Origin of the sequence: Curtobacterium citreum, assembly GCF_006715175.1 — a bacterium.
Taxonomy (GTDB): Bacteria; Actinomycetota; Actinomycetes; order Actinomycetales; family Microbacteriaceae; genus Curtobacterium; species Curtobacterium citreum.
The window spans coordinates 24,456-45,104 of record NZ_VFMQ01000001.1 but is presented as its reverse complement, the minus strand read 5'-3'; the positions used below and the strand labels follow the sequence as shown (position 1 = coordinate 45,104).

The following is a 20,649-nucleotide window of genomic DNA, read 5'->3' as shown; positions in this document are numbered from 1 at the left end:
ATGACCAGCACCGCGGACAACACCCTGCACGCCGAGCGCTACCGCGTCGTCGCCTCCCGCGACGCGCGGTTCGACGGTCAGTTCGTCACCGCCGTGCACTCGACGGGCATCTACTGCCGACCGTCCTGCCCCGCCCGCACCCCGCGCGCGTCGGGGGTCACCTTCTTCCGCACCAGCGCTGCGGCGCACCTCGCCGGGTACCGCGCGTGCAAGCGGTGCCTGCCGGAGGCGACGCCGGGCAGCCCCGAGTGGGACCTGCGCGAAGACGTCGCCGGCCGGGCCATGCGGCTGGTGCTCGACGGGGTGGTGGAGCGCGAGGGCGTCCCCGGCCTCGCCGCTCGCGTCGGCTACTCGCAACGGCAGCTCGGTCGCATCATGACGACCGAGCTCGGTGCCGGACCGAAGGCGCTCAGCCGGGCGCACCGCGCGCAGACCGCCCGCGCGTTGCTCACCTCGTCCGACCTCTCCGTTGCGGACGTCGCCTTCGCGGCGGGCTTCGCGAGCGTCCGACAGTTCAACGACACCATCCGCGAGGTCTTCGCCGTCACCCCCTCGCAGCTCCGCGCTCGCCGCGTGCTCCGCCCGGTCGAGGACGGCTGGCTGCACGTGCACCTGCCGGCCCGTGCACCGTTCGACGCACAGGGCCTGCTCGACTGGCACGCGCTCCACGCGCTCGCCGGGCTCGAGCAGGTGGAGCGGGACGACACGGGGCGGGTCACCTCGTACGGGCGGCTGGTCGACCTGCCAGGAGGCCCGGCTCGCTTCACGGCGTCGGCCTCGGCCACGCGGACGGCCGGCCCCGCAGCGGGTCGGACCGGCATCGACCTGCGGGTGCGACTCACCACCCTGTCCGACCTGCCGACGCTCGTCGCGCGGGTGCGCTCGCTGTTCGACCTCGACGCCGATCCGGAGGCGGTGGACGCGGTCCTCGCGGCCGTCCCGGAGCTCGCACCGGCGGTGGCCCGTGTCCCGGGGATCCGGCTGCCGGGGCACGCCGACGCGGACGAGGTCCTGTTCCGCACCCTCATCGGCCAGCAGGTGTCGGTCGCCGCCGCACGCACGGCGCAGACCCGACTCGTGGCCGCGCTCGGCGCACCGGTGCCCGACGACCTGGTGCCGGGCGGTCGACTGTTCCCGACGGCTGCGGTGATCGCGGAGCACGGTCGCGAGGTCCTCCGGGGCCCGGCGGCGCGCGTGGACACCATCATCCGAGTGGCCGAGGCGCTCGCGGTCGGCACGCTCGTCGTCGACGCCGGGCAGTCCCTCGACGAGCTCCGGGGCGGGCTCCTCGCGGTGAAGGGCATCGGCCCCTGGACCGCCGACTACGTGGCACTGCGGGTCCGGCACCACCCCGACGTATTCCTCCACAGCGACCTCGCCGTGCGGAACGGTGCACAGGAACTCGGACTGCCCGGTGCGGCGCGCGAGCTCTCCGTACGGTCGGAGCAGGTGGCGCCGTGGCGGAGCTACCTGACGATGCACTGCTGGCGGCCGATCGTCGACCGGGCGGCCGCCGTCGCCGAGACGAGCGCGCGGGCCGCGGCGGCAGCCGCCCAACGAAGCTGATCAACGAGGAGGACGACCGATGACCGACGCCATCATCCAGACACTGGACACGCCAGACGGGCCCTTCACCGTGCTCGAGGACTCGGAGGGCCGCGTGCTCGCCTCGGGGTGGACCGACGACGCCGAGCGCATCGTCGCCCGGCTGGCCGACCGACACCGACCCGAGCGCGTGGTCGACGGCACCGTCCGCGCTGCCGAGGCGGTGGACGCCTTCTACGACGGGCAGGTCGAGCACGCCATGCAGGTGCCCGTGCGGCAGTTCGGCACGGACCTCTTCGCCGAGGGGTGGCGACAGCTCCGGGCGATCCCGTCCGGGTCCGTGCTCACCTACACCGAGCTCGCGAGTGCCATGGGCCGGCCCGACGCGATCCGAGCTGCCGCGAGCGTGTGCGCACGGAACGCCCCGGCGCTGTTCGTGCCGTGTCACCGGGTCCTCCGGTCGGACGGCACCCTCGGCGGGTTCGCGTGGGGCCTCGACGTCAAGCGGTCCCTGCTCGAGCGGGAGTCGGTGGGCGCGACGGCGCTGGTGTGACGGGTACTGGCCGTCCTCCCCCTGCTTGCGGGTGGTGACGCGGACCGGGGCGCCTGCCATGCTCTCGGTACCGACACCAGCACGGTCCGTCCCGAGGACCCGACGCAGCGCCGTCGCACCACCCCGAGGACACCCATGCACGACGACCGTTCCCGCACCCCCGAGCACGCGGTGGGGCCTCCCGGAGTGCCCGGCGCCCCGGAGAGCGCCATCGCGCCGGCCCCGCTCCCGGCCGGGCACCTCTCGGCCGGGCAGCCCTCGGCCGGGCAGCCCTCGGCCGGACACTTCTCGGTCGGGCACCTCGACCGGATCGTGCACTCGGCGGACGGCACGCCGCTCGCCGTCTCCGAGGCCGGCTCCGGTCCGACCCTGCTCGTCGTCGGCGGCGCCTTCGACCACCACGGCACGCCGACGGTGGACCGGCTCGTCCGGGCACTCCGCGACCGCTACCGGGTCGTCACGTACGACCGGCGCGGCCGGGGCGCGAGCGGGGACACCGCCCCGTGGTCGATCGAGCGCGAGATCGAGGACATGGCGGCGGTCGTCACCTCGGTCCCCGGTCCCGTCGACGCGCTCGGCACGTGTGTCGGTGCGGGCCTCGTCCTCCGTGGACTCGCGGCCGGCGTCCCGCTCCGGCGCGCGGTGCTCTGGGAACCGCCGTACCGCGCGACCGTCGACCCGCACGCCGACGACGTCCTGCTCGCGGACGTCCTCGACGAGCACGTCGCCGCGGGCCACCGCGGGCAGGCGGTGCGGGCGTTCCTCGCCCAGGTCCTCGGCCTGCCGATGGGCCAGGTCACCGCCGCGCGACTCCGACCGCGGCTGTGGCGGGCCCTCCTCGCCGACGCCCACGTGCTCTCCCGCGACGTCCGGGTCCTCGGCGGACTGGCGGTCCCGCAGCGCGTCGCCGAAGCGGTGGGCGTCCCGGTGCTCGTCGCCGCGGGGGACGCCGGGGTCGAGTGGATGCGTGCAGCGGCTGCGGCGCTCGCCGAGGCCGTGCCGGGTTCGCGGTCCCTCGTCGTCCCGGGACAGGGGCACGTGCCCGACCCCGTGGTCCTCGGGCACCTGGTCGACCGCTTCACGGGAGTCGACGCACCGAGCGTCGATCCAGGGGACACCGACGCGCACTGACCGACCGGCTGCTGCGAGAGGATGGTGCGGTGACTGCTCCCCGCCTCGGCCTGCTGCTCGACGTCGACGGACCGATCGCCAGCCCGGTGACCCGGACCATCGCGATCCCGTCCATCGTCGAGGACCTCGTCGCCCTCGCCGCCGAGGGCATCCCGATCGTCTTCAACACCGGTCGGAGCGACGCCTTCATCCGGCAGGAGGTCGTCGGTCCGCTGCTCGCCGGCGGTCTGGCCGAGGGCACCCGGGTGCACGCCGTGTGCGAGAAGGGCGCCGTCTGGTGCTCCATCGGACCGCAGTACGACGGCGGCACGGGTGAGCTGACGGTCGCCGAGGACCTCGCGCTCCCACGCGACTTCGCGGACGAGATGCGCGAGCTCGTCCGGGCCGAGTACGCCGACCTGGTGTTCTTCGACGAGACGAAGCGCGCGATGGTGTCGATCGAGCAGCGCGTCGAGGTGCCGAACGCGACCTACCTGGCACGCCAGGCCGACTTCGACGCGCAGGCGATGGCGGCGCTCGTGCGTCGGGGCCTCGGCGTGCGCCGCCTCGACGACGTCCGGCCGGACGCCGACGGTGCCGTGCAGTGGCGCATCGACCCGACGATCATCTCGACCGACGTCGAGTCGGACCGGTCCGGCAAGGACCTCGGCGCGGAGCGGTCGCTCGAGCTGCTGTCGGCGGACGGCGAGCTGCCGGTCACCTGGCGCACGGTCGGGGACTCGCGCAGCGACTACGCGATGGCGGACTGGCTGCACGCGAACGGCCACGACGTCGCCCACGTCGACGTCCGACCCGCTGACGGGGTCCTCGCGACGCCGTACCCGGTGCTCACCGCTCCGGACGGGATCATCCACGACGAGGCGGGCGCACGCTTCCTCACGGACTGGCGCCGCGCCGCCTGACCCGCTCCGCGACCGGCGCCGCGCCGCCTGACCCGCTCCGCGACCGGCGCCGCGCCGCCTGACCGGTCCCGCGTGGGGCCGCAGCCGACGCGCCCAACCGGCCCCGTGCCTCCCGTCCGAGACGCCATCGTCTCCGCGAGACGCCCCGCTCGAGCCGAGACGCCGCCCCGTCCCACGGCGTCTCGCCGGCTTGGCGGCGTCTCGCCGGCACGGCGGCGTCTCGCCGGCCGGGGGCGTCCCGCCGTTGCGGCCCGAGCCCCGCCCCGCGCCGCCCGCACCGTTTGCGGACCGGGGTGGTACACCAGTACCCTTCCGGGGTCCACCGCCAGACCGATGACGGGAACCCCCCATGGCACTCCGCACCAAGTCGATCGAGGCCTCGCTGGCCGACTCCGAGGAGCAGGGCCGGTCACTCAAACGGTCCCTCAAGACGTTCGACATCGCCGCGATGGGCATCGCGGTCGCGGTCGGCGCCGGCATCTTCTCCGTCGGCGCGAACGCCGCCGCCAACTTCGCCGGACCGAGCGTCATCATCTCGTTCCTGCTCGCCGCCGTCACGTGCGGCCTGGCGATCATGTGCTACGCCGAGTTCGCGTCGACGATCCCGGTCGCCGGCTCGGCCTACACGTTCACCTACGCGACGATGGGCGAGCTCCTCGCCTGGATCGTCGGGTGGGACCTGATCCTCGAGACCCTCACCGCGAGCGCCGTCATCGCGAAGTACTGGGGGATCTACCTCAGCACCGCGTTCGGGGTGTTCGGCATCGACCTGCCCGACACGATCCAGCTCGGCCCGATCGGCTTCACGTGGGGTCCGGTGCTCATCGTCGGCCTGTTCACCGTGCTGCTGGCGTTCGGCACGCGCCTGTCGAGTCGGGTGTCCGCCGTCATCACGGTCATCAAGGTCGCGATCGTCGTCTTCGTCATCGTCGCCGGGGCGTTCTTCGTCAAGGCCGCGAACTTCGCGCCCTTCGTCCCGCCGGCCGAGCCGACCAAGGGTGCCGAGGGCGGCGTCCTGACGCAGTCGCTCGTGTCCTTCGTCACGGGCTCCGCGCCCGCGCAGTACGGGGTGTTCGGCCTGCTCGCTGCGGCCTCGCTCGTGTTCTTCGCGTTCATCGGCTTCGACGTCGTCGCGACGAGCGCCGAGGAGACCGAGAACCCGCAGAAGACCCTGCCCCGCGGCATCTTCATCGGGCTCGGCATCGTCACGCTGCTCTACGTCGGCGTCAGCATCGTCATCACCGGCATGGTCTCGTACCGGCGCCTCGCGGAGGAGGACGCCCCGTCCCTCGCCTCGGCCTTCGACATCGTGGGCCTGCCGTGGGCGGCGGGGATCATCGCCATCGGTTCGCTGATCGGCCTCACCACCGTCGTGATGGTGCTGCTGCTCGGCCTGTCGCGCATCGTGTTCTCGATGAGCCGTGACGGCCTGCTGCCCCGCTGGTTCTCGAAGACGAACCCGAAGACGCAGACGCCGGTCCGGGTGCAGGTGGTCGCGGGTGTGGTCGTGGCCTTCATCGCCGGGTTCACCGCGGTCGAGCGCCTCGAGGGCATGATCAACATCGGCACGCTCTCCGCCTTCGTCCTCGTGTCGATCGGCATCGTGGTGCTCCGCAAGACCCGTCCGGACGCGCCCCGCGCCTTCCGGGTGCCGTGGTCGCCGGTGCTCCCGATCATCTCGGCGGTGCTGTGCTTCTGGCTCATGCTCAACCTCGAGGTCGAGACGTGGCTGCGGTTCATCGTGTGGCTGGCGATCGGCTTCGCGATCTACTTCGGGTACAGCCGTCGGCACAGCCGGGTGGGCAAGGGCCTGCAGTAGGCCCGACGGTCGGAGCGGCTGCGACTCGTCCTCGGCGCAACGCGAAGCACTCCGCGCCACGGGTTTCCGTGGCGCGGAGTGCTTTCGGTTGTGCGGGCGCACGACACGGCGTCACCGCGCCGCCCCGCCGCGCGCTACGCGCCGACGGCCAGCGCGACGCCGAACGACAGCATCACCACGGCGACCAGCCCGTCGAACACGCGCCAGGTGAGCGGCCGGGCGAACAGCGGCCGCAGCAGCCGCCCGCCGAACCCGAGCGCACCGAACCACAGGCAGCTCGCCGCCACGGCCCCGGCGGTCCACCACCAGCGGTCGTCGACGCCCTGCTGGTTCGCCACCGACCCGAGGAACACGAGCGTGTCGAGGTACACGTGCGGGTTCGCCCACGTGAACACGAGCATGGTCAGGACCGCGGCCCGCATCGTCGGTGCGGCCGGGCGCGTGGTCACCCCACCTCGGCCGGGAGGCACGACCTCCGTCCGCCCCGCCGGCCCGGCCGTCGTGCTGGGCGCAGTCGCGCTGGGCGCGGACGTGCTGGGCGCAGTCGTGCTGGGCGCCGGCGCGCTGGGCGCCGGGATGCTGGTCCGGGTCTGCCCGGCGGGTGCCGCTGCCGGTGCCGGCACCCCGTCGTCGTCCGCTGCCTGCTCGACGCGCATCGCGTCCGCGGACGGCCGCAGCGCCCGCTTCGCCGCGAGGACCCCGTAGGTCAGCAGGAACGCCGCCCCCACGAACCGGATCACGACGACCGCGAGCGGGAAGCGCTCGACGACCACCCCGACGCCGAGCACGCCCGCCAGGATGAGCACCGCGTCCGACGCCGCGCACACGACGACGGCTGCAACGACCACCCGGACCGACGCGGTCACCGCCAACCGGAGCAGGTACGTGTTCTGGACGCCGATCGCAACGATCAGCGCGAGTCCGGTGCCGAGGCCGGCGAGCAGGGGGAGGAGCGCGTCCACCCGTCCGACGCTAGGGCCGACACGACCTGCAGGCCAGCTCAGGTTCCTGCAGCACCGTAAGCTCAGCTGCATGCTCCGGCTGCAGCGCGACCACCTCGAGACCCTGCTCGCCGCGGTCGACCACGGCACCCTCGACGCCGCGGCCCGGGCGCTGTCGATCACGCCGTCCGCGGTGTCGCAGCGGATCAAGGCCATGGAGCAGCAGCTCGGCCGGGTCCTGCTGCAGCGGACGACCCCGGTGGCGCCGACCGCCGACGGCGAGGTGGTCCTCCGGCACGCGCGTCAGGCGCGGCTGCTCGACGACGAGACCGCACGGGCGCTCGGGGTGGGTCCCGGCGGGGACGCAGCGCTGCCGGCGGTGCCCTCCGTCGCCCTCGCCGTGAACGCCGACTCGCTCGGTACGTGGTTCCTCGACGCGCTCGCCCTCGTCCGGGCGGGAACCGAGGTGGTGTTCGACCTGCACCGCGAGGACCAGGACCGCACGGCCGAACTCCTGCGCGCCGGCACCGTGATGGCCGCGGTCACCGCCGAGGCCGACCCGGTCCAGGGCTGCTCGTCCGTGCTGCTCGGCGTCGACCGGTACCGCGCCGTGGCGTCCCCGGCCTTCGTCGCCCGGTACCTGGACGGCGCGGACACCGAGCGACGGATGACCGACCGGCTCGACCGGGTCCCGCTCGTCGACTACGACCGCGACGACGACCTGCAGCAGGGGTACCTCCGCCGGGTCCTCGGGCACGCCCCCGGCGGTCCGCGCCACTTCGTCCCGACCTCGGCCGACTTCGCCCGCGCGGTGACGCTCGGGTTCGGCTGGGGGATGCTCCCCGAGGCGCAGTGCCTGCATGGCCTGCGGGAGGGCTCGTTCGTCGAGCTCACCCCGGGCCGACGGGCCGACGTGGCGCTCTGGTGGCAGCGGTGGAACCTGACGTCCCCGTTGCTCGAGCGCGTGACGGACGCCGTGCGGACGACCGCGCGGGAGTGGCTGCACCAGCCCGCCTGACGGGGCTCAGGCGGTCGCGCGCCAGCGGAGCCCGTCGACGAGCAGGCCGACCAGGTTCTGGCTCTGCTCGACGGTGGGGGCGCCGTGGCACAGGTCGGCGACCGCGCGGAGCAGCTGGGTCGCGTCAAGGTCGCTCCGGATGGTTCCAGCGGCCGAGGCGGCGTCGAGCAGCCCGGTCAACGCGCCGCCGAGCCGGTCGATGAACCACGGGTGCAGGCCCTCGAACGCCGGGTCCCCGGACTGCAGGGCGGCCGCGAGTCCGCGCTTCGTGGCGACGAACCCGGTGAAGCGCAGCAGCCACCGGGCGAGCGCCTCGTCCGGCTCGTGCTCGGCGCTGAGTTCAGCAGCAGCGTCCGCGCAGTCCTCGACGGCCTGCCGGAACACCGCGACGACCAGGTCGGACCGCTGGGGGAAGTGCCGGTAGAGCGTGCCCACACCGACCCCGGCGCGTTCGGCGACCACCCGGGCGGGGGCGTCGACGCCCTGCTCGGCGAAGACCGCACGGGCGGTGTCCACGAGGGCGTCGAGGTTGCGACGGGCGTCGGCGCGCACGGGGCCTCCGGTCGGTGGGTGTCGGGGTGCGCGGTCCGACCGCGCGGGGCTTGCGGAAACGGAACAGCGTTCCGTATGGTTCCGGAAGAGCGTTCCGGTTCCGTCCACGATACGGCACGGGAGCACCGGGCGCCACGGACAGGAGGCACTCCCATGCAGTACCGCACCCTCGGCCGCACCGGCATCCAGGTCAGCCCCTTCGCACTCGGCGCGATGATGCTCGGCACGGACGGCCGGATCGGCAACGGCGACGAGCAGGACTCGATCCGCATCGTCCACCGCGCCCTCGACGCCGGCATCAACCTCATCGACACCGCGGACCGCTACTCACAGGGCGGGTCCGAGACGCTGATCGGCAAGGCGATCGCGGGCCGCCGGGACGACGTCGTGCTCGCGACGAAGTTCAACGGCCCCATGGGCGACGACCCCAACCGGCGCGGCAACTCCCGACGCTGGATCACCCGCGCGGTCGAGGACTCGCTCCGCCGACTGCAGACCGACCACATCGACCTGTACCAGGCGCACCGCCCGGACGACACGGTCGACCTCGAGGAGACCCTGTCCGCCCTCACCGACCTCGTGCGGAGCGGCAAGGTCCGGGCGATCGGCAGCTCGGACTTCCCGGCGTCGATGCAGGTCGAGGCACAGTGGACCTCGGAACGCCGCGGCCTCGAGCGCTTCCGCTCCGAGCAGCCGACCTACTCGATCCTCAACCGCGGCATCGAGCGCGAGGTGCTGCCCGTCGCCCAGCGGTACGGGATGGGCGCGCTGGTGTGGAGCCCGCTCGCCGGCGGCATGCTGACCGGACGCTTCCGGAAGGGGCAGCAGAGCGACCTCGCCCGCGTCGGGATGTTCCGGCACAACCAGGACGCGCGCCGGATCGACGCCGTGGAGCAGGTGGCGGCGCTGTCCGAGGACACCGGCATCCCGATGACGCACCTGGCGCTGGCGTTCGCGATCGCCCACCCCGGGGTGACGAGCGCGCTGATCGGCCCGCGCTCGACGGAGCAACTCGACGACCTGCTCGCCGCGGCCGACGTCGCACTGTCCGACGAGGTCCTCGACCGCATCGACGCGATCGTCCCGCCCGGAGCCGACGTCTCCCGGCTCGACCAGCAGTACGAGCCGCCGGCGATCACCCGGCAGGAGCTCCGGCGCCGCCCGCTCGCCGAACGCTCCGCCGCCTGACCCCTCCCTCCCCCCCTCGCAAGACGCAACGTCGGCGGATGCTCGCAGCGCGATACCGCTGCGAGGATCCGCCGACGTTGCGTTTCGCGGAACGCGCCGCCGCGGAACGCCGCCCCGCCCCGACACGCGCGCCCGGCGCCGGGGCGTGCGGGAATGCGGGAAACCGCAAGGATCGGCGCTCCGGTGCCGAGTTCACCCGCTGGACACACGGCGCGGCCGACCGGCTCGTAGTGTCGACCAGACCGACGGCGACGGGCCGTCGCCGCACGACCGCTCACGACACACCGAACAGCGCGTCCGCACCCTCGGACGCCGTCCCCCCGATGCCGGGTCCCTAGCCCCGGCACCGAACCCATGTCGCCACAGTCGCCGACGCCCGTCTCGCGTACCGTCGGCGTCCCCGCCTGCCGGTCGCGAGTCTCTCCCGACCCGACAGGAGAACCGCCATGTCCGCACCCACGGACCTCCGCCGCCCGCGCCCGGACGCGGTGCCGAACCCGCCGTACCGGCGGAACTCGCCCCCGCGATCGCCCGACGTCGGCGAACCCACGGACACGGCCGCGGCCCCGAGTGTGGGCGCGACCGCCGCGCCGAACCAGTCGCGCACGACGGGTGCTCCGTTCCTGTCCAGCACGCCCCGCGACCGGGTCCGCCGGCGCGCCCAGGGCGAAGCGGTCCCGCACGTGCGACCCCGCTCCGAGAGCCGCGCGCACAGCCCGGTCATGGTGCTCATCGTGCTCGTGGCGACGCTCGGCGTCATGGCGTACGCGGTGTTCCTGCTCGACCCCGCCAACCGCGGCGACTTCCTGCCGTACGGCCTGGTGATCGTCGCGGAGAGCGTCCTCGTCGGCCAGGCCCTGCTGTCGATGTGGACGATCCTGTCCGGCGGCGCCGACCCCCGCGACTTCGCGTTCCACCACACCCAGGACACGCTGTTCGACCGCGACGCCGTCGCCCGCGACGGCCTGACCGACCAGCCGCACCGCTGGCCGATGCACGTCCGCGGCCGCCGGGTCGAGGTCGACGTGTTCATCACGGTCTACGGCGAGGAGCTGTCGAAGATCGCCGCGACCGTGCAGGCCGCCCTCGCGATGCGCGGCGAGCACCGCACGTGGGTGCTCGACGACGGCCGGAGCGACGAGGTACAGGCGCTCGCCGCCGAGCTCGGCGCCCGCTACGTCCGCCGCCTGTCCTCGCACGGCGCGAAGGCCGGCAACATCAACCACGCCCTGACCCTCGCGAAGGGCGACTACTTCGCGGTGTTCGACGCCGACTTCGTGCCGAAGCCCGACTTCCTGTTCGAGACCGTCCCGTTCTTCGCGGACGACGGCATCGCGTTCGTGCAGACGCCGCAGACCTACGGCAACCTGCACAACCTGGTGTCCCGTGGCGCCGGCTACATGCAGACCGTGTTCTACAAGTTCATCCAGCCCGGTCGGAACCGCTTCAACGCGGCGTTCTGCGTCGGCACGAACGTCGTCTTCCGCCGCAGCGCGATCGACGAGGTCGGCGGCATCCACACCGACTCGAAGTCCGAGGACGTCTGGACCAGCCTGATGCTCCACGAGCGCGGGTGGAAGTCCGTCTTCATCCCGATGACCCTGGCCGTTGGTGACGCCCCGGAGACCATCGAGGGCTTCACGAAGCAGCAGCTCCGCTGGGCCACCGGCGGGTTCGAGATCCTGCTCACGCACTTCCCGTTCAACCCGAAGCACCGGCTGTCGATGGACCAGCGGCTGCAGTACCTGGTCACGGCGAGCTTCTACCTGACGGGCATCGTCCCCGGGCTGCTGCTCCTCGTGCCGCCGCTCGAGATCTTCTTCGACCTGCGCCCGATGAACCTGTCGATCGGCCCGGGCGAGTGGGTGCTGTTCTACCTCGGCTTCTACCTGATGCAGGTGCTGCTCGCGTTCTACGCCCTCGGGTCGTTCCGGTACGAGACGCTGCTGCTCGCGGCGGTGTCGTTCCCGATCTACGCGAGCGCGCTCTGGAACGTCCTCTGCGGCAAGGAGCAGGCCTGGCACGTCACGGGCGCGAACCGCGGCCGGACCCCGTCGCCGTTCAACTTCATCGTGCCGCAGGTCCTGGTGTTCGTCTTCCTCTCGCTGACGAGCGTGGTCGCCGTGTGGCGCGACCTGCACAACGGACAGCTCACGCTCGCCACGGCCTGGAACATCACGAACACCCTCGTGTTCCTCGCCTTCATCGTGGCCGCGTTCCGCGAGCAGGCCCGGAACCGCGTCGCCGACCGCGAGCGCGCCCGTGGCGGCGTCGCCCGCCCGGCCCTCCCGCTGGCGCAGGCACCCGCCAGCCCGATCCGGACGACCGTCGTCCGACCCGACACCCTCGAACCCCAGCGCGCCGCGATCGCCGGCGTCGCGACGCAGGACGGACACCGCGCATGACCTGGACCAACCGACTCCGACTCTTCGGCGGCCTGCTGGTCGTCCTGGTGGTCGTCGCCGCCTGCACGCTGGTGTTCAACCAGCGGCAGAGCGCCGTCGCCAGCACCTCCGCCGCGATCGCCGCGCAGGAGTACGCCGTGGGCACCGACTACGGCGGCACCGTGACGCAGGAGTACGTCGAGGAGGGCGACACCGTCCAGAAGGGTGCCAAGCTCATCCAGGTGCAGAGCCTGCAGCTCGCACAGGACATCCGGAAGGGCGTCGTCGGGGCGGACACCCAGACGAGCGCCTACGACATCGGCGAGGACGGGCTCATCACGTTCAAGGCCGAGGTCTCCGGCACGATCGCGAAGATCGACGTCAAGACGGGTGGGTACGTGCAGGCCGGTTCCGAGCTCGGCACGATCCACAAGGCGGACAGCCTGTTCGTGACGTCGAACTTCACCGTCACGCCCCGCGACTACGGCCGCATCCGCAACGGTGCCGAGGTCGAGCTCCGCCTGCCCGACGACCGCACCGTCACGGGTCGCGTCAAGAGCGTCAGCGTCGAGACGAACGCCGACGGCCAGGCGAAGACCACCGTCGACGTGGAGAGCCGCGAGCTGTCCGCCTCGCCGTCCTCGGGGATCACGAGCCCCGGCACGCCGGTCGACGCGACGCTGCACCTGCAGGACGACGGCGAGCTCGCCGGGGTCACGGACATGGTCCGGGACTTCTCACGCCAGATCGGGCTGTAGCCGGTGCGCCCCGCGTCCCGGACCGACGGGGCGGGCCCGACCCGTGCCTCCCGTCCGGTCCTGCTGGTCACCCTGGTGACGGCCGTCACCCTCCTGGTCACCGCGTGCACCGGGCCGGGAGGCACGGATCACCCGACCCCGTCCGCCTCTGCCACCGACGCGGCGGCCCAGGCGCGCGCGGTCGCCGCCCTGGGTGACGTCACGTCCTCCACCGCGGGGACGATGCGCCTGGCGGACGGGCTGTTGCCCCCGACGAACCGGTGGTTCTCCGGGCTCGTGTTCGGCGCGGCACCGCAGCCGGTGTTCCCGTCACCGATCTCGTGGCAGGTCACCAGCGGCGGGTTCGCCGCCGGGCTGCCGGACGTTACCGCGACCGAGAAGACCATCGCGGGCGGCGCCGTGCCGCAGGTCGGCTTCGACCTCGGCGCGACGAGCACCCTGGTGTCGGCGTACGACGCCGTGTCGGTGACCGTCGAACACCGCGACGGCGACACCGTGCTCGGCCACTCCGTCGTCGCCGAGGGCTCACCGCTCGTGTCCTACACGGCCGCACGCGACGAGCAGCTCCGCGCCACCACGCCGCTCACCCGCACCGGTGACGGCACCGCGACCATGACCGGCGGCGGCCGCACCTGGCAGGTCGTCGTCCGCGACGGCACCGTCGACGCCTCCGGGATCGCGCTGCGGGAGGGCGGCTCGGTCGTCCTGCTGCCGACCCCGGACGGGGCGAGCGCGTCCCAGGTCGCACGGCTCATCGCAGCCGCGCGACCCCTCGCCGGCACGACCCTCGAACGCAGCGCGACCCGGTCCACGCAGCGCACCACGCTCGGCTACGACTTCGGCGGCGGTGCGGGCGTCCTCGTCCCGCAGGCCGGTCAGGGCACGTCCGGTCTGTCCTGCACCGGGCTCGAGGTCGCGACCATCACCGGGCCCGCCTCGGTCTGCACCGGGACCGCCCTCCGGTTCGCAGCGAAGACCGTGCAACCCGACGACCGTCTCGACCTGTCCGGGCTCTCCGCGGCGGACCGCACCACGCTCTCCGAGCAGGTCCGCGAGGACGCCGCCGGGGTCGACCCGTCGTCGTACGCCGCCGACACCTACGGCGGCGGCAAGGACCTGTACCGCGTCGCGACGCTGTACCGGCTCGCGGTCGGGCTCGGTCTCGACGACCAGGCCGCCGCGCTGAAGTCGTCCATCGTCAGCGAGCTCGACCAGTGGTTCGACGCGTCCGGCTGCGGCGACCGCAGCGCCCGGTGCTTCCGGTACGACCCGACCGTGCACGGGCTCGTCGGGCAGCAGCCGTCCTTCGGGTCCGACGAGTTCAACGACCACCACTTCCACTACGGCTACCTGCTGTCCGCGGCGGCGATGGTCGCGGACAGGGACGACGCGCTCGTGTCCCGGTGGCGGACGGTCGCCGACCTGGTCGCGGCGGACATCGCCTCGCCGACGCAGACGACGTCCTTCCCGGCGCTCCGCGTCTACGACCCGTACGCGCAGCACTCGTGGGCGTCCGGGTACTCGCCCTTCGCGGACGGCAACAACCAGGAGTCCGCGTCCGAGGCGGTGTCCGCCTGGAACGGCGTCGCCCGCTGGGGCACGGTGTCCGGGTCGGCGCCCCTGCGCTCGGTCGGCACCTGGCTGCTGTCGAACGAGGCGGCGTCGGCGCAGCGCGACGTCCTCGACCCGGACCTGTCCGCGTTCCCGGGCTTCACGCACCGGGTGGTGTCCCTGAACTGGGGCGGCAAGCGCGACCACGCGACGTGGTTCAGCGCCGCGGCGGCGGCCCCAGCCGGGATCGAGCTCATCCCGATGCCGGCGATGGCGGGGGAGTACGCCGGCGCCGGTGGTCGGGCGCAGATCCAGCGGGTCCTCGACGAGGCGGTGCCGGACGGCCGCTACGACGTGCAGTTCGGCGACTACCTGCTCATGTACCGGGCGCTCGGCGGGAAGTCGGACGCGGCGGCGGCGCTCGCGGACGCGAAGCGGTTGCCGGACGCGGTCGTCGACGCGGCGAACTCGCGGTCGTACCTGTACGCGTGGATCATGATGCGGACGTGATGCGCGGACCCGCTCTGCGGGCGCTGCTGGCCGCTCCGGCGCTGCTGGCTGCTCCGGCTACGTCTGGCAGCGTGGGCACCAGTAGGTGTCGCGCAGGGTCAGCTCGGAGTCGCCGAGCTCACCGTGCCGGATCGGCGTCCCGCACCGCAGGCAGGGCTTGCCGGCCCGTCCGTACACCCAGAAGCGCCGACCCGGGCGGTCGACGCCCGTCGTCACGCGGGCGTTGCGGTCGCGGTTCGCCAGGATGAGCCGGCTCGCGAGCGCGATCGTCCGCGCCGGGTCCTGCACCTGCCCGACCGACCGCGTCGGCAGCACACCGCGCAGGAAGCACAGCTCGTTCCGGTACACGTTGCCCAGGCCCGCGAGCACCCGTTGGTCGAGCAACGCCAGTCCGACGGGGCGGTCCGGTTCGGCCGTGAGGTTCGCGAGCGCCCGGTCGGCGTCCCAGTCCGGGCCGAGCAGGTCCGGCCCCAGGTGTCCGACGACCTCGGACTCCTGCTCGCGCGGGACCACCTCGAGCACCCCGAGGGTGAAGCCCACGGTGGACACGTCCTCGGCGTCCAGCACCACGCGTGCCTGGTGCGCCGGCCGTCGCCAGCGCTCACCCGGGGCGTAGACGTCCCACCGGCCCTCCATCTTCAGGTGCGAGTGCACGGTCAGGTCGCCGATCCGGTGGAGCAGGTGCTTGCCGCGCGGGACGACCTCGTCGACCGTCCGACCGACCAGGTCGAGCGTCGCGAACGCGGGCACCCGGAAGTCGGAGCGGGTCAGGACCTTGCCGGCGAGGGCGGTGTGCAGGCGTCGGGCGGCCCGGAAGACGGTGTCACCCTCGGGCACGGCACACCGTCCCGCTCGGAGTCGCGCCGGTCGTGCTCGGTTCAGACACGGAGCCGCACCCCCTGCGGGGTCGCGGTGAAGCCCGCCTCGCGCAGGGCGCTGCCGAGCGGGCTCTCGAGGACGAACTCCCCGTCCACGCGTTCGACCGCGAGCTTCCGGAGCCCCGAGCGCACCACCGCGGCGATGGACCGGGCCGCCGCGAGCAGGTCCGCCGGGTCGTCGGTGAACGTCAGGACGGACTTCCCGCCCCGTTCGACGTAGACCACCAGGCGGCCGTCGACGGTCGTGACCAGCGCGCCGGCCTTCCGCCCGGGTCGGTGCCCGCGGGTCTTGGCCGTGCCGGTGGAGGCAGCTGCGGCTCGCACCGTGCTGGTGCTGGTGCTGGTGCTGGTGCTGGTGCTGGTGCCGGCGGCCGCGACGTCGGAGCCGTCGGCCGCGCCCGTGGTGTCCGCCGGGTCGCCGTCGGACGGCCACGGCAACGCCGCACCGTACGGGTTCGCGGGGTCGGTCGCGGCGAGGGTCAGCGCCTGGCGCTCCCGGTCGGCGTCGGCGCGCTCGTCGTCGTCCAGGTCCCGCGCGTACGTCCGGAGCCGGTCGACCGTGGGGCTCGTCGCGAACTGCGCCGCCCCGAGTCCCTCGACGAAGTACCCGCGGCGGGCCCGACCGGACTCCTCGAACCGGCTGAGCACCCGGTACACGCCGGTGAATCCGCCCCGCACGCCCTCGACCTGCACGGCACCCCGGGTCACGACGCCGTACCGCTCGAGCAGCTGCTCCGCGGTCGCGGCGGCGCGGACGGTGCCGTCGGACTCCGCGAGCGGCAGCAGCGACCACCGGCCGCCGACCGACGGCGGTCCGGACTGGGTCGGGAGCGTCGGTCGTCGCCGGCCGCGGTAGGGCCGGGAGCGCGGCGCACTCGTGCTCTTCGCCTTCCCGCCGAGCATCGCGCGGAGCGGGGCGAAGGTGTCGTTCGTGATCTGCCCGGCCCAGACGAGGTCCCACAGCGCCGTCGCCAGGGCGGTGTCGTCCGTGCTGCCGACCGCCTGGCCGAGCTGCCGGAAGAAGTACGCGCCGCCGCCGGCGAGTGCGCCGAGCACGTCGCGCTGGAGCTCGGTGGTCTCGTCGCCCGAGGGCTCGGCGAGCGTCGTCTCCGCCGTGTCCGCCAGGTGGAGTCGGACCCACCCGTCGTTGCCGGGGAGCGTGCCACCGCCGGACCACAGGACCTCGCCCGTGGCGGTGAGCTCGTCGAGCATGCTCGTCGAGTAGTCGCTGACCCGGGCGGGCAGCACGAGGGTCTCCCACGCGCTCGCGGGCAGGGCGACGCCGGCGAGCTGGTCGATCACCTGCAGGACACCGTCCACGCCGCGCAGCCCACCGCGGGTCCCCGGGGTGTGCACGTGCTGCCACGCGGGCAGGAAGCGCGCGAGGGTGTCCGGCGACACCGGCTCGACCTCGTGCCGCAGGGCCGCGAGCGACTTCGTGCGGATGCGGCGGAGCACCTCGGCCTCGCACCACTCCGCGCCCTGTCGGTCCGGCCGGAACTCGCCCTCGACGACCCGGCGGTCGGCGACGAGTCGGCGCAGGGTGTCCTGGACGACCGCGACGCCGAGCCCGAGGCGTCCGGCGGCGTCCTGCAGCGAGAACGGTCCGTGCGACCGCGCGTACCGGCCGACCAGGTCGCCGAGCGGGTCGGCGACGGGCTCGACGAACGCGGTCGGGACGCCGATCGGCAGCGGGACCCCGAGGGCGTCCCGCAGGCGCGAGGCGTCCTCGATCACCGCCCAGCGGGTCGTCCCGGCCTGGCTGAAGGAGAGCACCCGCCGGTCGCGCTCGAGTGACTCGAGGGCGGTCCGCACCGTGGCTTCCGCCGCCTGCTGGTCGGCCGCGTCGGCGAGCCAGCTGCGCGCCGTCAACTCCGGCAGGTCGAGCGCCCCGACGAGCCGGAGCACGTCGACGATGCCCTCGGCGTCCCGCGCACGGCGGTCGGGCGACAGCCGCTGCAGGTCGCGTTCGACGGAGGCGATCACCTCGGGGTCGAGCAGCTCCCGGAGCTCGGCGCGCCCGAGCAGCTCGCCGAGGAGCGTCGAGTCGAGCGACAGCGCCGCGGCCCGGCGCTCGGCGAGCGGGGAGTCGCCCTCGTACATGAACGCCGCGACGTACCCGAACAGGATCGACCGGGCGAACGGTGACGGCTGCTCGGTCTCACGCTCGACCAGGCGGATGCGGCGCTCGCCGATCTGGTCCGCGATGCCGAGCAGCGCGGGGACGTCGTACACGTCCTGCAGGACCTCGCGCACGGTCTCGAGGACGATCGGGAACGTCGGGTACTTCTGCGCGACCTCGAGCAGCTGCGAGGCGCGCTGCCGCTGCTGCCAGAGCGGTGACCGCTGCCCGGGGTTCCGGCGCGGCAGCAGCAGGGCGCGCGCCGCGCACTCGCGGAAGCGCGCGGCGAACAGCGCCGAGCCGCCGACCTCGTCCGTCACGACGGCCTCGAGGTCGTCGCGCTCGAACACGAACAGGTCGGCCCCCGGCGGCTCGGCGTCGGTCTCCGGGATCCGGACGACGATCCCGTCGTCGGCGGCCATCGCGTCGCCGTCGATCCCGTGTCGTTCGCGGAGCCGGGCGCCCACGGCCAGGGCCCACGGGGCGTGCACCTGCATCCCGTACGGCGAGTGCAGGATGAGCCGCCAGTCGCCGAGCTCGTCACGGAACCGCTCGACCACCAGGGTCGTGTCGTTCGGGACGTGTCCGGTGGCCTCGCGCTGCTCGCGGAGGAAGGTCAGCAGGTTCGTGACGGCGCGGTCGTCCAGCCCACCGGCGGCCACCCGTGCGCGGGCGTCCTCGTCAGAGGCGCCCTCGACCTCGCGGACGAACGCACCCGTCGCCTTGCCGAGCTCGGCGGGCCGGCCGATGCCGTCACCCTTCCAGAACGGGACGCGTCCCGGCTGCCCGAACGCCGGGCTGACGAGCACCCGGTCGTGGGTGATCTCCTCGATGCGCCAGCTGGTCGCGCCGAGGGCGAACACGTCGCCGACCCGGGACTCGTAGACCATCTCCTCGTCGAGCTCGCCGACGCGGGACGCCTTCTCGCCGACCATGAACACGCCGAACATGCCGCGGTCGGGGATCGTGCCACCGCTCGTGACCGCGAGCCGCTGCGCTCCCGGTCGCCCGGTCAGGGTGCCGTGCACGCGGTCCCACACCAGGCGCGGCCGGAGCTCGGCGAACTCGTCGCTCGGGTAGCGCCCCGTCACCAGGTCGAGCGTCGCCTCGAACGCGGAGCGCGGCAAGGAGCTGAAGGGGGCACTCCGCCGGACGAGCTCGAACCAGTGCTCGACGTCGACGGTGTCGATCGCACCGGCGGCGACGGTGTGCTGGGCGAGGACGTCGAGGGGGTTCGCGGGGACCGAGATCGACTCGATCTGCCCGGACACCATGCGCTCGACGGTGACCGCGCTGTTCACGAGGTCGGCGCGGTGCTTCGGGAACAGCACACCGCGGGAGATCTCGCCGACCTGGTGTCCCGCGCGGCCGACGCGCTGCAGGCCGCTCGCCACGGACGGCGGGGCCTCGACCTGCACGACGAGGTCGACCTCGCCCATGTCGATACCGAGCTCGAGCGAGCTCGTCGCGACGACGCAGCGCAGGCGCCCGGACTTCAGGTCGTCCTCGATGATCGCGCGCTGGTCCTTCGACACCGAGCCGTGGTGCGCCCGGGCGAGCACCGGGACCGCCGGGTCGGACCCGCCGCCGTCGGTCTGCCCGGACTGGCCGATCACCTGCGCCGGCGGCCGCTTCGGCTGGGCGACCGGAGCGTGCGCGGACGCGCGACCGGGCGACTGCCCGACCGGTCCGGCCCCAGCACCGCCCGGTCCGGACCCGGCACCGGCAGCACCGACGGCCGCCGGTTCTCGGACGTCCCGCGCCGCCAGCACCCGTTCCTCGTGGATCTCGTTCAACCGCGCGGTCAGGCGTTCGGCGAGTCGTCGGGAGTTCGCGAAAACGATCGTCGACCGGTGCTCCTCGACCAGGTCGACGACCCGTTCCTCGACGTGGGGCCAGATCGAGCCGTTGGTCGGCGACTCGGTGGCGTCGGCACCGACCGGGGGTGCGCCGAGCTCGGTCATGTCGTCGACCGGCACGACGACCCGTAGGTCGAAGGTCTTCTGCGCGGGCGGCGCGATGATCGTGACGGGTGCCCGGCCGCCGAGGAACCGAGCGACCTCCTCCGCGGGCCGCACGGTGGCGGAGAGACCGATGCGCTGCACGGGCGCGTCGAGCAGGTCGTCGAGCCGCTCGAGCGACACGGCGAGGTGCGCCCCGCGCTTCGAGGACGCGACCGCGTGCACCTCGTCCACGATCACGGTGTCGACGTTCACCAGGGTCTCGCGCGCCGCGGAGGTGAGCATGAGGTACAGCGACTCGGGCGTCGTGATGAGGATGTCGGGCGGCTGGCGGAGCAGGCGCTGCCGGTCGGCGGACGGGGTGTCCCCGCTCCGGACCCCGACGGTGACCTCGGGCGGCTCCGTGCCGAGCCGCCGGGCCGTCTGCGTGATGCCGACCAGCGGACTGCGGAGGTTCCGCTCGACGTCGACCCCGAGGGCCTTGAGCGGCGAGACGTAGAGCACCCGCGTGCGCTGCTTGGCGGGTGGACGGTCCGTCGCGCTGATGAGCCGGTCGATCGACCACAGGAACGACGCCAGGGTCTTGCCGGACCCGGTCGGGGCGATCACCAGCGCGTGCTGACCGGTCGACACGGCGTCCCAGGCGCCGGCCTGCGCGGCGGTCGGGGCGGCGAACGCGCCGCGGAACCACTCCGCGGTCGCGGGGGAGAAGCGCTCGAGGACGTCCGTCATGGTCCGTCCCATCCTGCCCGCGGCCACCGACAGCGGGCCAAGGAAGACCGATGCTTGACATCGCGATAGTTAGCGATCTATCGTTGACGCATCGCGACACGCAC

At 73.5% G+C, this 20,649-nt stretch carries 14 protein-coding genes; 10 read left to right on the top strand and 4 right to left on the bottom strand.

The features are described from left to right. From FB462_RS00195 to FB462_RS00175, 5 genes are all read left to right on the top strand, one after another. Positions 1 to 1,566, top strand: coding sequence for a DNA-3-methyladenine glycosylase 2 family protein (locus FB462_RS00195; protein ID WP_141859379.1), 1,566 nt, complete (start codon positions 1 to 3; stop codon positions 1,564 to 1,566). 19 nt (positions 1,567 to 1,585) lie between these two features. Beyond that, positions 1,586 to 2,098 carry a methylated-DNA--[protein]-cysteine S-methyltransferase gene (locus tag FB462_RS00190; RefSeq protein WP_141859376.1) on the top strand — a complete coding sequence of 171 codons (513 nt, stop codon included), beginning with the start codon at positions 1,586 to 1,588 and terminating at the stop codon, positions 2,096 to 2,098. A gap of 135 nt (positions 2,099 to 2,233) precedes the next feature. Further along, a complete protein-coding gene (locus FB462_RS00185) occupies positions 2,234 to 3,229 on the top strand; it encodes an alpha/beta fold hydrolase (protein WP_141859374.1) in 996 nt (331 codons plus the stop codon). A gap of 29 nt (positions 3,230 to 3,258) precedes the next feature. Further along, positions 3,259 to 4,131 (top strand): HAD family hydrolase, encoded by an 873-nt coding sequence (locus FB462_RS00180; protein WP_141859372.1) that lies wholly within the window; start codon positions 3,259 to 3,261, stop codon positions 4,129 to 4,131. 349 nt (positions 4,132 to 4,480) lie between these two features. Further along, entirely contained in the window at positions 4,481 to 5,950 is a 1,470-nt protein-coding gene (locus tag FB462_RS00175) for an APC family permease (RefSeq protein ID WP_058740747.1), read from the top strand. A 134-nt stretch (positions 5,951 to 6,084) separates the two neighbouring features. Here FB462_RS00175 and FB462_RS00170 read toward each other — a convergent pair whose 3' ends face one another. Then, positions 6,085 to 6,912 carry a LysE/ArgO family amino acid transporter gene (locus FB462_RS00170; RefSeq protein WP_229666841.1) on the bottom strand — a complete coding sequence of 276 codons (828 nt, stop codon included), beginning with the start codon at positions 6,910 to 6,912 and terminating at the stop codon, positions 6,085 to 6,087. A 70-nt stretch (positions 6,913 to 6,982) separates the two neighbouring features. Here FB462_RS00170 and FB462_RS00165 point away from each other — a divergent pair, with 70 nt between their 5' ends. Beyond that, the gene (locus FB462_RS00165; protein ID WP_141859368.1) at positions 6,983 to 7,909 is read left to right on the top strand and encodes a LysR family transcriptional regulator ArgP; all 927 of its coding nucleotides are present in this window, start codon (positions 6,983 to 6,985) and stop codon (positions 7,907 to 7,909) included. Between the two features lie 6 nt (positions 7,910 to 7,915). Here FB462_RS00165 and FB462_RS00160 read toward each other — a convergent pair whose 3' ends face one another. Further along, positions 7,916 to 8,461, bottom strand: a complete 546-nt coding sequence (locus FB462_RS00160; protein WP_141859366.1) for a TetR/AcrR family transcriptional regulator — start codon at positions 8,459 to 8,461, stop codon at positions 7,916 to 7,918. Between the two features lie 153 nt (positions 8,462 to 8,614). Between FB462_RS00160 and FB462_RS00155 the strand changes: the two genes are divergently transcribed. The 4 genes from FB462_RS00155 to FB462_RS00140 all read left to right on the top strand — a co-directional run bounded on the left by FB462_RS00155 (position 8,615) and on the right by FB462_RS00140 (position 14,852). Next, a complete protein-coding gene (locus FB462_RS00155; protein WP_114849323.1) occupies positions 8,615 to 9,649 on the top strand; it encodes an aldo/keto reductase in 1,035 nt (344 codons plus the stop codon). A 446-nt stretch (positions 9,650 to 10,095) separates the two neighbouring features. After that, positions 10,096 to 12,054: a glycosyltransferase family 2 protein gene (locus FB462_RS00150; RefSeq protein ID WP_229666840.1), complete on the top strand. Its 1,959-nt coding sequence runs from the start codon at positions 10,096 to 10,098 to the stop codon at positions 12,052 to 12,054. Further along, a complete protein-coding gene (locus FB462_RS00145; protein ID WP_141859364.1) occupies positions 12,051 to 12,791 on the top strand; it encodes an efflux RND transporter periplasmic adaptor subunit in 741 nt (246 codons plus the stop codon). The genes FB462_RS00150 and FB462_RS00145 overlap by 4 nt, the downstream gene beginning before the upstream one ends. Positions 12,792 to 12,866: 75 nt before the next feature. After that, positions 12,867 to 14,852, top strand: a complete 1,986-nt coding sequence (locus FB462_RS00140; protein ID WP_141859362.1) for a glycosyl hydrolase — start codon at positions 12,867 to 12,869, stop codon at positions 14,850 to 14,852. A 57-nt stretch (positions 14,853 to 14,909) separates the two neighbouring features. Here FB462_RS00140 and FB462_RS00135 read toward each other — a convergent pair whose 3' ends face one another. Together FB462_RS00135 and FB462_RS00130 are read right to left on the bottom strand one after the other, a co-directional pair. Continuing rightward, on the bottom strand, positions 14,910 to 15,689 hold the full coding sequence (locus tag FB462_RS00135) for an Fpg/Nei family DNA glycosylase (protein WP_058742898.1): 780 nt from the start codon (positions 15,687 to 15,689) through the stop codon (positions 14,910 to 14,912). A 41-nt stretch (positions 15,690 to 15,730) separates the two neighbouring features. Further along, positions 15,731 to 20,545, bottom strand: a complete 4,815-nt coding sequence (locus FB462_RS00130) for an ATP-dependent helicase (RefSeq protein ID WP_141859360.1) — start codon at positions 20,543 to 20,545, stop codon at positions 15,731 to 15,733. Positions 20,546 to 20,649 lie beyond the last annotated feature (104 nt).